Here is a 14,391-nt window from a genome sequence, read left to right as displayed (position 1 = left end):
GTCGATCTGGCCTGGGTCGCCCTCCCCTTGCCTAAAACTAATGGATTTTAAAGGCTCCGCCTTTAACGGGGTCCAGGGGCAGAGCCCCTGGCCTTACTTACTTAACCCCGCCCCACTCCATCGGCATAGGTCGCCAAGGCCGCGAGGATGCGGGCCGGGGTCAGGGGGATGGTATCGATGGTGATGCCGCGCGGGCTGAGCGCATCATTCACCGCGTTGGCAACGGCAGCGGCGGCGGCGGCGGTGCCGGCTTCACCCGCACCTTTGGCGCCGATGGTGCTTTCAGCGGTGGGGGTGGTGACGTGGCCGATGATGATGTCGGGCATTTCACCGGCCATGGGTACCAGGTAGTCGGCCATGCTGGCATTGAGCATCTGACCTTCGGAATCGTAGTCGCATTGCTCGAACAGAGCGGCGCCGATGCCCTGGACGACGCCGCCGCGGATTTGTTCATCGACCAGCAGGGGGTTGATGATGGTGCCGCAGTCTTCGACGACCCAGTGTTTGAGCAGGGTGATGAAGCCGGTTTCGGTATCGAGTTCGAGCCAGGCGGCCTGGATGCCGTTGGTGAAGGCGAACGGGTATTCGCGCGGCACGTAGTGGCGGGTGGCGATGAGTTCGGCCTGGATGCCTTTGGGGAGCGTGTCGGGGCGGAAATAGGCGATGCGGGCGAGTTCGGCGAGGGTGATGCGTTCGGCGCGGCTGGCGTGATCGATGACGGCGCCGCCCGAGATATCGAGATTGGTGGGGGTTTCCTGCAGGATGCTGGCGGCGAGGGTGAGGATCTGGTCGCGCAGCGCGCGGGCGGCTTGCCAGGTGGCTTCGCCGCCGATGCCGGCGGCGCGTGAGGCCCAGGTGCCGCCGCCGTAGGGGGTGATGTCGGTATCGCCGAGCATGACGCGGATGTGTTCGAAGGCGACGCCCATGGCTTCGGCGGCGATCTGGGCGAGGATGGTGGTGGTGCCCTGGCCTTGTTCGGTGACGCTGGCCTGCACGATCAGGCGGCCGGTGGCATCGAGGCGGATGGTCGCACCATCCTGCGCGGAAATACGGGCCCCGCCGACGCCGTAGAAGGCGGCGCCGGGGTTGGTGATTTCGATGAAGCTGGCGATGCCGATGCCGCGCATGATGCCGCGTTCGCGCAGGCTTGCCTGTTCGGCGCGCAGGCCATCGTAGTCCATCAGGGTGAGCAGGCGGTCGAGGCAGGCGTGGTGCGAGAGGGCTTCGAAGCGCATGCCGCTGGGCGAGGTGCAGGGGTAGGCATCGTCGGGGATCAGGTTGCGGCGGCGGATGGTGACGGGGTCGATGCCGAGGCGCTGGGCCGCGCGGTCAAGCAGGCCTTCGGTGACCGAGGTGGCGATCGGGTGGCCGACGGCGCGGTATTGCGACATCATCGCCTTGTTCTGGAAGGCGACGCGGGTGCGAGCGCGGTAGTGGGCGAAGCGGTAGGGGCCGCCGATCAGGTTGATGACCTGGTTGGCTTCGACCGCCGAGGTGCGCGGGTAGGCGGAATAGGGGCCGATGCCGGTCAGATCGTCGATGTCGAAGCCGGTGATCGTGCCGTCGTTCATCACGGCGAGGCGGGCGTGGACGGTGTGGTCGCGGGCGTGGATGTCCGAGACGAAGCTTTCGAGGCGATCGGCTGCGAAGCGGACCGGCCGGCGCAGCAGGCGGCTGGCGGCGACCGCGGCCATTTCATCGGGGTAGACGTGGATCTTGATGCCGAACGAGCCGCCGACATCCGGGCAGATGACGCGGACCTGGGATTCATCGAGCCCGAGGTGCAGGGCGTAGATAGTCTGCATCATGTGCGGCACTTGGGTGCCCTGATGGACGGTGAGGCGTTGTTCGCCCTCGTTCCAGTCCGCGACCACGGCGCGGGCTTCGAGGGTGACGCCGGTGTGGCGGCCGAAGGTGAAATCGGCTTCGATGATGTGATCGGCGGCGGCGAAGGCGGCATCGGTGTTGCCGGTGTCGATGTGGCGTTCGAAGGCGAGGTTGTCGCCGAGTTCGGGGTGGATGATGGGCGCGCCGGGGGCGAGGGCGGCGGCGGCATCGACCACCGGGGGCAGCGGGTCGTAGCTGACCATGATGTGTTCGGCGGCGTCTTCGGCCTGGGCGCGGGTGTTGGCGAGCACCATGGCGACGGGTTCGCCCTGCCAGCGCACGCGGCCGACCGCGAGCGGGTGTTGCGGTGCTGATTTCAGGCCTTTGAGATGGGTGAGCACGCCCACCCAGGGGGTGCAGAGATCGGCCATCGCAGCACCGTCGAGCACGGCGACTACGCCGGGCATGGTGCGGGCTTGTGCGAGGTCGATCGCGGTGATGGTCGCGTGGGCGTAGGGCGAGCGGAGGAAAGCGGCGTGGACCATGCGCGGCACGGTGATGTCGCTGGCGAAAGTGCCGCGTCCCTGGACGAGGGCGCGCGCCTGGGGGCGGGCGCGGGCAAGGCCGATCTGGGCGTCGGGGCGGGCGGGGTTGGAGAACTTCATGAGGTGCGCCGGGCGTTCAACGTGGTTTCGACGGCATCGACGATCGCTTCGTAGCCGGTGCAGCGGCAGTAATTGCCGGAGAGGTGTTCGCGGATGGCGGCGCGGCTGGCATCGGCGGGGGCGTGCAGCAGGAAATCCTGTGCGGTCATGACCATGCCGGGGGTGCAATAGCCGCATTGCAGCGCGTTGCGGGCGGCGAAGGCGTGCTGGAGGTCGGCGACTTCGCCGCTGTCGGACAGACCTTCGATGGTCTCGACGGTGCAGCAATCGGCCTGGACGGCGAGCACCAGGCAGCCGCGCACGATCGCGCCATCGAGCCGGACGGTGCAGGCGCCGCAGACGCCGTGCTCACAGCCGAGATGGGTGCCGGTGAGGCCGAGGTGGTCGCGCAGGAAATCGGCGAGGTGCAGGCGCGGGGGGATGGTGGCGGTGATGGGTTCGCCGTTGACGGTCAGGGTGATGCTGGTCATGGGCTTGTGCTGTTGGATGGTGAGGGAAGGTCTTCTTTTTTGTGAACAAAAAAGAAGCAAAAAAAACTTTGCTCATCTAGGCCCGTGGCCGTGACAACGCCCGTGCCCCAACTCATAAAAGTTTTTTGCTGCTTTTTTACAAAAAAGCAGTGCTTGCCTTCCCTTGCCTTCATCTTTCCCCCCAAGCCCCGACCACCCGCCGCAACAACACCCGTGCCAGATGCAATCGCATCGCCGCAGAGGCCTGCGGATCGTCATGCGCGGGCAGATCATCCGCCAGCGCGGTGCAGGCGGCTTCGAGCGGCCCGCCTTCGGTCAGGATGGCGGCGGCGCGATGCGCGAGGATGGCGGTCTGGCCGACCGAGAACCAGCCGAGCCGGATTGTGCCGGGCCGGGCGACGGCGGCGAGGCCGACCATGGCGTAGTCGCCGGTGCGGCGCGCGAGTTCGGCGAAGCCCCATTGGGTGTCGCCCTGGATCGGGATATCGACGCCTGTGAGCACTTCATCCGGCGCGAGGGCGGTTTCGAACAGGGATGTGAAGAAGTGTGCGGCGGGGATGCGGCGCGGGCCTTCGGGGCCCTGGGCATGCATGACGGCATCGAGCGCGAGGGCGCAGGCGGGCAGTTCGGCTGCGGGATCGGCGTTGGCGAGGCTGCCGCCGAACGTGCCGCGCGCGCGGATGGCGGGGTGGGCGACCTCGGTCAGGGCGCGGGCGATCAGCGGGGCGTGGCGCTGGACGATGGGGTGGTTCATCACGTGGGCGTGGGTGCAGCCGGCGCCGATGTGGAGCGTGCGGTCGGCCAAAGTGATATCGCGCAATTCGGCGAGGCGGCCGATATCGATCAGCAGGCCGGGCGCCGACAGGCGCAGGTTGAGCGCCGGCAGCAGGCTCTGGCCGCCGGCGATCAGCTTCGCATCCGGCCCGTGCTTGCTGAGCAGGGTGATGGCCGCCCCGAGGGTTTCGGGGCGGATGTAGTCGAAGGCTGCGGCTTTCATGCGGGTTCCGGTTTGGGAAGGAAGCAGTTCTTTCTTGTAAGAAAGAACCAAAGAACTTTTTTTAACTGAAGCCGGCGACGGCGTGGGGGACGTACGGGGCTTCGAGCTTGGCGATTTCGTCGGTTGTAAGGACAAGTTTGGTGGCTTCGACCGCGTCGTGCAGATGGGCCAGTTTGGTGGCACCGATGATCGGCGCGGTAATGCCGGGCTTCGCCAGCACCCAGGCCAGGGCGATCTGCGCGCGGGAGACGCCGCGGGCGGCGGCGGCGGCGGCCACCGCATCGACCACTTTGCGATCGGCGTCCGCGGTTTTGGCGTAGAGGGTCTTGCCGAATTCATCGGTCTCGGAGCGGGCGCTGGCTTCATCCCAGTCGCGTGTCAGGCGGCCGCGGGCGAGCGGGCTCCACGGGATCACGCCGATGCCCTCGGCGCGGCAGAGCGGCAGCATTTCGCGCTCTTCCTCGCGGTAGAGCAGGTTGACGTAGTTCTGCATGCTGACGAAGCGGGTCCAGTTATGCCGCTCCACGATCGCGAGCGCCTGGGCGAATTGCCATGCGTACATCGAGGAAGCGCCGATGTAGCGGGCTTTGCCGGCTTTCACGACATCGTGCAGCGCTTCGAGGGTTTCCTCGATCGGGGTGTGATAATCCCAGCGGTGGATCTGGTAGAGATCGACATGGTCGGTGCCGAGGCGGCGGAGACTGTTGTCGATCTCGGCCATGATGGCGCGGCGCGACAGGCCGGCGCCGTTCGGGCCCTTGTGCATCCGCCCGTTGACCTTGGTGGCGATCACCACATCGTGGCGGCTGGCGAAATCCTTGAGCGCGCGACCGACGATTTCCTCGCTGGTGCCATCGGAATAGACGTTGGCAGTGTCGAAGAAATTGATGCCGGCTTCGAGTGCGGCCTTGATGAAGGGGCGGCTGGTCGCTTCATCGAGCGTCCAGGCGTGCGGGCCGCGATCGGCCACGCCGTAGCTCATGCAGCCGAGGCAGATGCGCGATACGTCGAGGCCGGTGCGGCCGAGTTTTACGTAATCCATCGTTGGCAGATCCCTCTTTCGATTGCGTTTTGCCATATGAGCATGACCCGGGTCGGGTCCAGCCCCTTGCCAGACGGGTCAGCATCCAGGACATGGTTTGCACCAGTTTCACGCAGAAGGACACACCCATGCAATACCGCAACCTCGGCACTTCCGGTCTGAAAGTCTCGCCGCTCTGCCTTGGCACCATGATGTTCGGTGGGGCGACGGATGAGGCCACGTCGCGCCGGATCGTTGATACCGCCGCCGGGCAGGGCATCAATTTCATCGATACCGCGAATGTGTACAACGAAGGTCGCTCGGAGGAGATCACCGGGCGGGCGATCGCGGCGAACCGCAGCCATTGGGTGCTGGCGACCAAATTCGCCAACCCGACCGGGCCGGGGCCGAACGATCGCGGCCTTTCGCGCGTGCACGCGTTTCGCGCGGTGCATGACAGTCTGAAACGGCTGGATACCGATGTGATCGATATTTTGTATATCCATAAGGAAGACCCGGCGACGCCGCTGGCCGAGACGATCGGGGCGATTGCGGATATGATCCGGGCGGGGGACATTCGGCATTTCGGGGTGTCGAACGTGCGGGCGTGGCGGATCGCGGAGATTTGCCGCCTGTGCGACGATATGGGGATCGATCGGCCGGTGGTCAGTCAGCCCTATTACAATGCGCTGAACCGGATGCCCGAGGTTGAGATTCTGCCGGCGTGCCATCATTTCGGCATCGGCGTGGCACCGTACAGCCCGCTCGCGCGCGGGGTGCTGACCGGCAAATATGCGCCCGATGCGAAGCCCGATGCCGAGAGCCGGGCCGGCCGGGGTGACAAGCGGATGATGGAGACCGAATTCCGCAAGGAGAGCCTCGATATCGCGCAGACCATCGTGGCGCATGCCAAAGAGCGCGGGATCACGCCCGGGCAGTTCGCGATCGCCTGGTTGCTAAACAACCGGCTGGTCACAGCGCCGATCGCGGGGCCGCGCACCGAGGCGCAGTGGGCGGATTATCAGGGTGGCTTGACCTATCGGTTCACCGCGGAGGACGAGGCACTCGTCGATCGGCTGGTGCCGCCGGGTCATCCCTCGACGCCGGGTTATACCGATCCGGCCTATCCGCTCGAAGGCCGCGTCACGGCGTGAAACCCGCTCAGGCGGCGTCCACGTGCCGCCTGTTTTCGTGTTTTGGGGCGAGCGACACCCGGTTGCGGCCGGTGCGCTTGGCTTCGTACAGAGCCTGATCGGCCGAGCGGACCAAGGTATCGAGGTCGACGAAAGCATTATCGGTTGCGACGGCGCCGATGCTTATGGTCACGATGCCGATGCCATCCTGGCGGTGGGCGTGGGTGAGGCTTGCTGCCGCCACGGCGTCGCACAGGCGCTGGGCGACCAGTTCGGCCTCGATGATGCCGGCGTTTTGCAGCGAGACGGCGAATTCCTCCCCGCCGTAGCGCGACACGATATCGCCATCGTGGCGGAGATTGTCGCGCAGGATCAGTGCGACTTGTTGCAGGCAGCGGTCGCCCTCCTGATGGCCGTAGTGATCGTTGAAGGATTTGAAGAAATCGACGTCGATCATCAGGATCGCCATCGGCTGGCGGGCGTGTTGGCAATGGTCGAGTGCGGCGGCCGTGCGTTCGCCGAAATAGCGCCGGTTAGGGATCTGGGTCAGGTAGTCGATGGTCGAGAGGATCGATAGTTTGAGCTGGGAGCGATAGGATTGCACGAGTTGCTGGTTGATGTCGGTCACCAGGACGAACAGGCCATAGAGGATGACGGGTATCAGCAGCAGCAGAAACCAATAGGAATCATTTTCGGTCAGCGGCACGGCGGCCATGATCGGCAGCAGCATGACCAGGAGTTGGAGCCGCGCGATCCATGATGCGGCGGCGTTGCGCGCGGCGATGGCGCTGGCGGTGACGACGTTGGAAACCAGCACCACAGTATAGAGGATAGGATCGTGCGTTGTGGCAAGGCAGACGAAGGTGAGCGCGCCCCAGGCCAGCGATGAGCCGATTGCGGTGAGGGCGAAGGCAGTGAACCATGGCGCGAGATAGACGCAGCGCGTTTTGAGGAAGCGGCGCCGGAACACGACGATGCACCGGCAGCGGATGAGAACCAGGGACAGACCGATCAGGCCGAGCAGCAGCGCGGGCCATACGCCTGCGCGGAATTCGGCATAAAGGCCGCAGGCCGCGCCTGACAGGCCGACCAGCAGAACGTTGGCGGGCCGGCCGTAAAGCACATGCAGCAGGTCTTCCCGCACTTCGTATGCCTGACCGCGTTCGGCATCGCTCTGCAGCGCATCCGATATCCAGGTGCAGACGCGGAGCCATAGCGGCAAGCGACCCGGGGGAAGTTCAGTCGTGATCGGGAGCGCCGAATCGATCCGGCTTACCTGCAGGAAAGCCATAAGCGACGCGGGCATCCTTTCTGCCGACAATGAGACCGGCAATGATGGTTCAGCGACTGATCGTGTCGGCGGTGGAGAACACCGGTGGAACAGTGTGCCCAATGCGGCCGGCGGTGGCAATGATTCTATGACGAAATCACTAAAGATTTGTTAACTAAAAAAGAGACCGCAATCGGTGCTGTTGATTGTGGGCCGGGGCATGCCGCGTGTGGCATGGCCACAGTCGACCAGCGGTTATCCACCCTATTCACCTAATCCACAGCCTGGTGTCCCTGTCATGGCGGCAGGGGCGGCGCTACAAGGGGGCGATGAATGCTATTGATCCTCCGTTGTTCGGCCTGTCGCAACGCCAACCGCCTGCCAATCTTGAAGCCGAGCAGGCGCTGCTGGGCGCCTTGCTGGCCAATAACAAGGCTTATGAGCGGGTTTCGGAATTTCTGGCGCCGGAGCATTTCGCCGATGCGGTGCATGGGCGGATTTTCGAGGCGATCGCGCGGCGGATCGAGGGCGGGCAGCTCGCCGATCCGGTCACGTTGCGCGCGACGTTCGAGCATTCCGGCCTGCTCGATGAAGTCGGCGGGCCGGCCTATCTGGCGCAGCTGCTCTCGGCGATGGTGGGCATCATCAATGCCGGCGATTACGGCCGCACGATTTATGATGCGTGGATCCGGCGCCAGCTGATCGATCTGGGTGAGGTGACGGTGAACCGGGCGTTCGGTGCGGAACCCGAACTGGACGGCACCTCGCAGATCGAAGCGGCGGAGCAGGCGCTGTTCGACCTCGCGACCAAGGGTGGCGCCGAGGGCAGTGCGATGAGTTTCGAGGCCGCGCTGACCATGGCGATCAATACCGCCGCCCGCGCGTTCGAGCGCGATGGCAAGGTGTCGGGCCTGACCACCGGGCTGACCGATCTGGATGGCAAGACCGGCGGGTTGCATCCGTCCGATCTGTTGATCCTGGCGGGACGGCCGGGCATGGGCAAGACCGCGCTCGCGACCAAGATTGCCTATGGCGCGGCGCAGGCGCTGCTGGCGGAGGCGCGGGTTGATAATCCGAACGCCGAGGCCAAGCAGGCAGTCGCGATTTTTTCACTCGAAATGAGCGCCGAACAGTTGGCTACCCGTCTGCTGGCGGAGGAGGCGCGGGTGTCATCGGACCGGATCCGGCGCGGCGAGATCGGGCAGAAGGATTTCGACAATTTCGTCACCGTGTCGCGCCGGATTTCGCGGCTGCCGCTGGTGATCGATGATACGCCGGCGATCACGCTCTCCGCGCTGCGGACGCGCTGCCGGCGGCTGAAGCGCACGCGCGGGCTTGCGTTGGTGGTGGTGGATTATCTGCAACTCATGCGCCCGGCGGCTGGCACCAAGCCCGATAACCGCGTGCTGGAAATCAGCCAGATCACCCAGGGTCTGAAAGCCATTGCCAAGGAGCTGGCGGTGCCGGTGCTGGCACTTTCACAGCTGTCACGCGCGGTGGAATCGCGTGAGGACAAGCGGCCGCAGCTGTCGGATCTGCGCGAATCGGGCACGATCGAGCAGGATGCGGATGCGGTGATGTTTGTTTATCGTGACGAATATTATCTGCAGATGCGCATGCCCAAGCCGACCGACATGAAAGATTCCGATTTTCAGACCGCGCTGGACGACTGGCAGCGCAAGATGGAGCTGGTGCACAACAAGGCTGAACTGCTGCTCGCCAAGCAGCGCCATGGGCCCACTGGCACGATCCAGCTGTTTTTTGAAGCGGAATTCACTCGATTTGCCGATCTCGACACCCAACATGAGTGATTTCGGATTGGGACAGAGGAAAATCACCCATGGCGACGATGATCGGCAACAATGCGTGCGCAGGCTTTACCGAGGCTGACCGGGTCCTGATCGACCAGGCGGCGTCGCGCTTCGTGGCGTCGCGCGGGCTGTTCACCCGCACGCTCAACCGCATCGGGCGGACGGCGGGCAGTGCGGTGGAGCGCGCGATCAACTGGATTGCGCCGAACGGGCGCCGGGCGGTTGAGGAATACGCCTCAGAGGCGATGTGGTCGCTGTTGAGCGCCTCACGCTTCGGGCTGGCGGGCAAGCATGTCGGCAAGGCCCCCGAGCAGATTTATCGCAATGCAGTGGCGGCGAGCGGTGCGCTATCCGGCCTGTCGGGCGGGGTGCTGGGGCTTGCCGATATTCCGTTCACCATGACCATGATGTTTCGCGCGATCGCCGAGATCGCGCGGAGCCACGGCGAGGATCTGGACAGTTTCGAGACAAAGCGTGCCTGCCTGGAGGTGTTCGGGTTCGGCACGATTCGCGATGAGAATGAGGATATCGAGGCATCGTACTGGGCGGTGCGCGGCGCGCTGACCCATGCGCCGCTGTCGATTTTTCTGCGCACCGTGGCGGCACGGTTTTCGGTGGTGATGTCCGACCAGATCCTGGCATCGATGGTGCCGGTGGTGGGGGCGGTGGCCGGTGCCGGGGTGAATTATCTGTTCATGGGGTATTTTCAAACCATGGCGCAGGTGCATTTCACGCTGCGCGCGCTGGAGCGCAAATACGGCGATGCCGACGCGGTGCGGGCGTGTTTCGACCGGTATGTGGAGGATTATCGCCAGCGCAAGCATCTGTTCCGTAACGCCGCCTGATGCCGTGACCGCACCGATTCTGAGCGTCGATGTCGGGGCGGTGGTGGCGAATTGGCGCAGCCTCGCGGCGTTGCATGGCGGCGAGACTGCTGCGGTGGTCAAGGCGGATGCCTATGGGCTGGGTGCTGGGCTGATCGCGCCGGTGCTGGCGCGCGCGGGGTGTCAGCGGTTTTTCGTCGCGACCGCGGATGAGGCGATCGCGCTGCGCGGCCTGATTGCGGCGCCGTGGATTGCGGTGCTGAACGGTTGCCCGGCCGGACGCGAGAATGATTTTACGACGCAGGCGCTGGTCCCGGTGCTGAATTCACTGGCGGATTGCGCGCGTTGGCAGGGTGCGGCGCGTGCGGCGGGACGGGCGTTGCCGGCGCTGCTGCATGTCGATACCGGGATGAGCCGGCTGGGGCTCGATGCGGGGGAGTGGTCGGCGGTGCTGCGGGATCGTTCGTGTCTCAACGGGATCGAGTTGCAGTTCGTTATGTCGCATCTGGTGTCGGCGGAGGTGGCCGATGCGCCGGAAACCGCGGCGCAGGTGGCGCGGTTTGCCGCGATTGCCGCGGCGATGCCGGACGTGGCGACAAGCCTGGCCAATTCATCGGGGATCTTTCTCGGGGATACGGCGCGGTCCGATCTCGCGCGGCCGGGGGTGGCGCTGTATGGCGGCAACCCGGTAACGGGCCAGCCCAATCCGATGCGCGCGGTGGTAACGCTGGCGGCACCGGTTTTGCAGATCCGGGTGATCGGACCCGGCGAGACGGTTGGGTACAATGGGACCTGGCGGGCGGCGCGCCGCTCGCGGATCGCGACGATCGGTGTGGGCTATGCCGATGGGCTGCCGCGCACCCTTTCGAACCGGCTGACGGCGCGCCATGATGGGCGGGTTGTGCCGTTGGTGGGGCGGGTTTCGATGGATTTAATGACCTTCGATGTGACCGACCTGCCTGACATCGTGCCCGGCGCCATGGTGGACCTGATCGGGCCGGATCATGCGGTCGATGATCTGGCGGCGGAGGCGGGCACCATTGCCTACGAGATCCTGACCAGCCTGGGTCAGCGCTATCGGCGCGTCGCAAAATCGGTATAATCGGATCATGAATTTAGTGCTCGACCCTGTGGCCGCGATCGGCCGGCTTGTGATCAATATTGTTGCCATGCTCGGCGAGTTGGCGGTGTTTACCGCGACCGCCCTGCTCGGCCTGGTCCGCCCGCCGTTTTATGTTCGCAATTTCGGCCGGGCGTTGCTCGATATCGGGTTTTTCAGCCTGCCGGTGGTCGCACTCACGGCGGTGTTCACCGGCATGGTGCTGGCGTTGCAGAGCTATGTCGGGTTTTCCAAGTTCGACAGTTCGAGCGTGATTGCGAGCGTGGTGGTGTTGTCCTTGACGCGTGAGCTCGGGCCGGTGCTGGCGGGGCTGATGGTGGCGGGGCGCGCGGGTTCGGCGATGGCCGCCGAGATCGGCACGATGCGGGTGACCGATCAGATCGATGCGCTTTCGACCCTGGCGACCAACCCGATGCGCTATTTGGTCACGCCACGGCTGCTGGCTGGGTTGATCGCGCTGCCGCTGCTGGTGGCGGTGGCCGATGTGCTCGGCGTGGCCGGCGGGTTTCTGGTATCGACCGCGCGGCTCGGCTTTGATCCGACGGCGTATCTGCAGGATACGCTGACCAGCCTGAGCCGGATCGATGTGATTTCGGGGCTGGTGAAGGCGGCGGTGTTCGGCTTCATCATCGCGCTGATGGGCTGCTTTCATGGCTATCGCTCGCGCGGCGGCGCGCAGGGCGTGGGGGGGGCGACGACCTCGGCGGTGGTGTCTGCCTCGATCCTGATCCTCGCACTCGACTACGTGCTGACCCAGGCGTTTTTCACGCCATGAGTACCGATGTGGAGCCGAAAATCCGGGTGCGCGGGTTGAAGAAATCGTTCGGCACCAAGCGCGTGCTCGATGGTGTGGATCTCGACGTGATGCCGGGGACCGGCATGGTGGTGATCGGCGGCTCTGGCACCGGGAAATCGGTGCTGCTGAAATGTATTCTGGGGATGATCACGCCGGATGCCGGCGAGATTTTCATCGATGGCGAGAATCTGCTGACGATCAAGCCACGGCGGGCGCGCGAGTTGCGCGAGCAGATCGGCATGTTGTTTCAGAACGGCGCGCTGTTCGACAGCCGTTCGGTATGGGAGAACGTCGCGTTCGGCCTGCTGGCGCGCGGGCGGGTGAACCGGACCGAGGCGCGGGCGGTGGCGGCCAAGGTGTTGGCGCAGGTGGGGCTTGATGCCAGCGTCGGGGATTTATCGCCCTCGGAACTGTCGGGCGGGATGCAGAAGCGCGTGGCGCTGGCCCGCGCGATTGCGGCGGAACCTTCCATCATGTTTTTCGATGAACCGACCACCGGGCTCGACCCGATCATGGGGGCGGTGATCGACGGGTTGATCATCGACTGCGTCAAGCGGCTGGGCTCGACCTCGATTGCGATTACGCATGACATGGCGAGCGCGGGGCGCATCGGCGACCGGATTGCGATGCTGCTGGACGGCAAGATCATCTGGGAGGGTGCGGCCGCTTCGGTGATGGACAGCGGCAACCCAATGGTCGATCAATTCGTGCATGGGCGCAGCGAAGGCCCGATCAGGATGGCGCTGCGTAAATAGCGGCGCTGGCGTATCATCAGGCTGGCGAATGATCGCATGAGGGCGATCGTTCCCTCGGTCTTTTTTACGTGGCTTTGCTTGCGCTGGCACAAACAAAAACCCCCGGAATATGATCCCGGGGGTTTTCTATTGGAGGCCTCAGCGAAAGATCAGGCGATTACGTTACCGCCATGCGAACCGCTGATCGACGCCGCGTTGACACCGAGGAGTGTGACGTTGGTGCCATCGGACAGGGTAACCAGTGCACCGGGCGTACCGTTGAGCGTCGTGCTGGTCACCGACTCGATGTTGGTGCCGTTCAAGGCGATCAATTCGCTGTTCTTGCCAAAGTTCGTGATCACATCATTGCCGCCAGAATTGCTTGATGTACCGAAGAAGAACACGTTATTGGCACCGGCCATGGACGAACCGGTCATCGTTGCCGAGCCAGTCGAGCCGAAGAAGTACTGCGTGCCGGAACCGGAGGCAGACATCACATCAGTACCGGAGCCCGCCTGGAGCAGGTTCGTGCCCGTGACTGAGCTCGCCAACAAGGTTTCGTTGCCGCTGCCCGCGTACAAGTAGTTCGGTGCGTTGACGGTGGTTGCGCCACCAAACCCTGCAGCCAACGTATCGCCGTTGCCGCCGCCGACGAAGTAAACCGCACCACTGCCGCCGATGAGCGAGTTGCTGCCAGAGGAGCCACCGAGCACCGTCGCACCACCAGCACCGGCTGCAACCGTCGCCTTACCGCTGCCTGCAAAAACCGAAACGGCAGCCGTACTGTTGTTGATAAAGTCAATCGCGCCCGCATAACCAGAGGGCGAACCGGCGAATACCGAGGCTGATCCGGTCGCCACGATCGTGTTGCTGCCCGAATAAGTACGCAGAACATCAAGGCCGCCACTGACGGTCACCGTGTTAAGGGCCCCTTGCAGACTGATGGTATCGTTGCCGCCCGCCGCCGTGATGGTGTCGTTACCGCCCATCGTGTTCAAGGACACGTTAGTGCTGGCACCGAGCACATATGAGGTGTTCAAGCCGCTTCCTGTCAGAGTTAGCGTCCCTGGCACCTGAGCGATCACGGTGCCATACACCGAACTGATCCCGATTGCAGCGCCACTGTAAGAACCAGCGGTAGTGCTCCCATCAGCGAGCGTGTTCGTCAGTTCCAAGACGTAGGGCGAACCAGCCGCGGGAAGCGGACTCGAGAAGCTTACCGTGCCACCGCCGGAGAGAAGGTCGTCATTAGCGAGGCCCACGGACCCACCAACAATCGAATTCGACAGAGCGGTCAGCGACGACTGCAAGCTGGCGAGCGCAGATGTCGATAGGCCAGAAACGGGTATGGATACCAAACCTGAAATGGTGCTGCTGTTGACACCGATTGAGCAACCTGATGTCTGGAAAATAGGGCGAGCGTGGGTTAGGCATCCTGATAGTCCCACTTGATGTAGCCCTTGGTGTCGGCGGCCCATTTTTCATCGATTTCGACGAGGACGGCGCTGACGAGGCGTTCGAGGGAGGCTTCGTTGGGGAAGACCCTGATTTTGGTGGTGCGGCGTTTGAGTTCCTGCTGGATGCCGCGTTCCATGGGGTTGGAGGTGCGAAGCCGGCGCTGGTGGGGTTCTGGCAGCGTGAAGACGCTGAGGCCTTCGGGGATATTTCGTTCGAGCCAATCGGCGAGCTTTGGTGCGGTGTCGCGATAGGCATTGACGAGGGT

At 64.3% G+C, this 14,391-nt stretch carries 13 protein-coding genes; 6 read left to right on the top strand and 7 right to left on the bottom strand.

The features are described from left to right. Window positions 1-101: 101 nt before the first annotated feature. The 4 genes from BW994_RS00065 to BW994_RS00050 all read right to left on the bottom strand — a co-directional run bounded on the left by BW994_RS00065 (window position 102) and on the right by BW994_RS00050 (window position 5,001). Entirely contained in the window at window positions 102-2,492 is a 2,391-nt protein-coding gene (locus BW994_RS00065; protein WP_029311707.1) for a xanthine dehydrogenase family protein molybdopterin-binding subunit, read from the bottom strand. Next, window positions 2,489-2,962: a (2Fe-2S)-binding protein gene (locus BW994_RS00060; RefSeq protein ID WP_029311708.1), complete on the bottom strand. Its 474-nt coding sequence runs from the start codon at window positions 2,960-2,962 to the stop codon at window positions 2,489-2,491. The genes BW994_RS00065 and BW994_RS00060 overlap by 4 nt, the downstream gene beginning before the upstream one ends. A 169-nt stretch (window positions 2,963-3,131) precedes the next feature. Continuing rightward, window positions 3,132-3,959: an FAD binding domain-containing protein gene (locus BW994_RS00055; RefSeq protein ID WP_029311709.1), complete on the bottom strand. Its 828-nt coding sequence runs from the start codon at window positions 3,957-3,959 to the stop codon at window positions 3,132-3,134. A gap of 61 nt (window positions 3,960-4,020) precedes the next feature. Continuing rightward, entirely contained in the window at window positions 4,021-5,001 is a 981-nt protein-coding gene (locus tag BW994_RS00050) for an aldo/keto reductase (protein WP_029311710.1), read from the bottom strand. Window positions 5,002-5,129: 128 nt separating this feature from the next. Between BW994_RS00050 and BW994_RS00045 the strand changes: the two genes are divergently transcribed. After that, on the top strand, window positions 5,130-6,134 hold the full coding sequence (locus tag BW994_RS00045; protein WP_029311711.1) for an aldo/keto reductase: 1,005 nt from the start codon (window positions 5,130-5,132) through the stop codon (window positions 6,132-6,134). Between the two features lie 7 nt (window positions 6,135-6,141). Here the strand turns inward: BW994_RS00045 and BW994_RS00040 are convergent, their stop codons facing one another. Further along, window positions 6,142-7,335, bottom strand: coding sequence for a GGDEF domain-containing protein (locus tag BW994_RS00040; protein WP_162176793.1), 1,194 nt, complete (start codon window positions 7,333-7,335; stop codon window positions 6,142-6,144). 377 nt (window positions 7,336-7,712) lie between these two features. Here BW994_RS00040 and BW994_RS00035 point away from each other — a divergent pair, with 377 nt between their 5' ends. Genes BW994_RS00035 through BW994_RS00015 form a run of 5 tightly spaced genes read left to right on the top strand, consistent with a single transcriptional unit; the run spans window position 7,713 to window position 12,689 of the window. Continuing rightward, the gene (locus tag BW994_RS00035) at window positions 7,713-9,194 is read left to right on the top strand and encodes a replicative DNA helicase (RefSeq protein ID WP_029311713.1); all 1,482 of its coding nucleotides are present in this window, start codon (window positions 7,713-7,715) and stop codon (window positions 9,192-9,194) included. A gap of 29 nt (window positions 9,195-9,223) precedes the next feature. After that, window positions 9,224-10,039 carry an EcsC family protein gene (locus tag BW994_RS00030; protein ID WP_029311714.1) on the top strand — a complete coding sequence of 272 codons (816 nt, stop codon included), beginning with the start codon at window positions 9,224-9,226 and terminating at the stop codon, window positions 10,037-10,039. Window positions 10,040-10,043: 4 nt separating this feature from the next. Next, on the top strand, window positions 10,044-11,120 hold the full coding sequence (gene alr / locus BW994_RS00025) for an alanine racemase (RefSeq protein WP_029311715.1): 1,077 nt from the start codon (window positions 10,044-10,046) through the stop codon (window positions 11,118-11,120). Window positions 11,121-11,127: 7 nt separating this feature from the next. Continuing rightward, window positions 11,128-11,913 (top strand): MlaE family ABC transporter permease, encoded by a 786-nt coding sequence (locus BW994_RS00020; RefSeq protein WP_029311716.1) that lies wholly within the window; start codon window positions 11,128-11,130, stop codon window positions 11,911-11,913. Beyond that, window positions 11,910-12,689, top strand: a complete 780-nt coding sequence (locus BW994_RS00015) for an ABC transporter ATP-binding protein (protein WP_029311717.1) — start codon at window positions 11,910-11,912, stop codon at window positions 12,687-12,689. Before BW994_RS00020 ends, BW994_RS00015 begins: the two co-directional genes overlap by 4 nt. 149 nt (window positions 12,690-12,838) lie before the next feature. Here the strand turns inward: BW994_RS00015 and BW994_RS00010 are convergent, their stop codons facing one another. Next, complete coding sequence (locus BW994_RS00010) at window positions 12,839-13,708, bottom strand: calcium-binding protein (RefSeq protein WP_139333926.1); 870 nt, start codon at window positions 13,706-13,708, stop codon at window positions 12,839-12,841. A 386-nt stretch (window positions 13,709-14,094) separates the two neighbouring features. Continuing rightward, window positions 14,095-14,391: transposase (locus BW994_RS00005; protein ID WP_175612072.1), on the bottom strand; the 297-nt coding region annotated here is incomplete at its 5' end.

It is taken from the genome of Acidiphilium rubrum, from assembly GCF_900156265.1.
Taxonomy (GTDB): domain Bacteria; phylum Pseudomonadota; class Alphaproteobacteria; order Acetobacterales; family Acetobacteraceae; genus Acidiphilium; species Acidiphilium rubrum.
This window is presented reverse-complemented; position numbering and strand designations above follow the sequence as displayed.

Excerpts from the sequence above, each read along its gene's own strand:
- BW994_RS00065 (WP_029311707.1), bottom strand. The coding sequence starts at position 2,492 with ATGAAGTTCTCCAACCCCGCCCGCCCCGACGCCCAGATCGGCCTTGCC.
- BW994_RS00060 (WP_029311708.1), bottom strand. The coding sequence starts at position 2,962 with ATGACCAGCATCACCCTGACCGTCAACGGCGAACCCATCACCGCCACC.
- BW994_RS00055 (WP_029311709.1), bottom strand. The coding sequence starts at position 3,959 with ATGAAAGCCGCAGCCTTCGACTACATCCGCCCCGAAACCCTCGGGGCG.
- BW994_RS00050 (WP_029311710.1), bottom strand. The coding sequence starts at position 5,001 with ATGGATTACGTAAAACTCGGCCGCACCGGCCTCGACGTATCGCGCATC.
- BW994_RS00045 (WP_029311711.1), top strand. The coding sequence starts at position 5,130 with ATGCAATACCGCAACCTCGGCACTTCCGGTCTGAAAGTCTCGCCGCTC.
- BW994_RS00035 (WP_029311713.1), top strand. The coding sequence starts at position 7,713 with ATGAATGCTATTGATCCTCCGTTGTTCGGCCTGTCGCAACGCCAACCG.
- BW994_RS00030 (WP_029311714.1), top strand. The coding sequence starts at position 9,224 with ATGGCGACGATGATCGGCAACAATGCGTGCGCAGGCTTTACCGAGGCT.
- BW994_RS00020 (WP_029311716.1), top strand. The coding sequence starts at position 11,128 with ATGAATTTAGTGCTCGACCCTGTGGCCGCGATCGGCCGGCTTGTGATC.
- BW994_RS00015 (WP_029311717.1), top strand. The coding sequence starts at position 11,910 with ATGAGTACCGATGTGGAGCCGAAAATCCGGGTGCGCGGGTTGAAGAAA.